A 225-nucleotide genomic window follows, 5' to 3' on the forward strand; every position below is an offset into this window, starting at 1 on the left:
GCAGATAGCGCTCCCGGGCCTGGTGAACGTGTCCGATCCGAGCAATGTCTCCGATCAGCCGCAGCTGTGGGATTTGAACGGCACGGCAGCCGGCGGCGAGGTCCTGATCCACAGCGAGGGGCAGGCCGCAGGCCACGCGCACAATGTGCCGTCGGGGGGCAATGTCGGTGTGGGTGCCGGGGCGAGTACAGGCACCGCGACGCCTGGGGGGCAGCCCGTCACTTA

At 68.9% G+C, this 225-nt stretch carries 1 protein-coding gene; it reads left to right on the top strand.

Features of this window, described 5'->3' with window-relative positions:
- A partial coding sequence (locus tag FNJ47_RS49315) for a hypothetical protein (protein ID WP_163163909.1) occupies window positions 1-225 on the top strand: 225 nt, incomplete at both ends.

It is taken from the genome of Bradyrhizobium uaiense (assembly GCF_010811875.1).
Taxonomy (GTDB): domain Bacteria; phylum Pseudomonadota; class Alphaproteobacteria; order Rhizobiales; family Xanthobacteraceae; genus Bradyrhizobium; species Bradyrhizobium uaiense.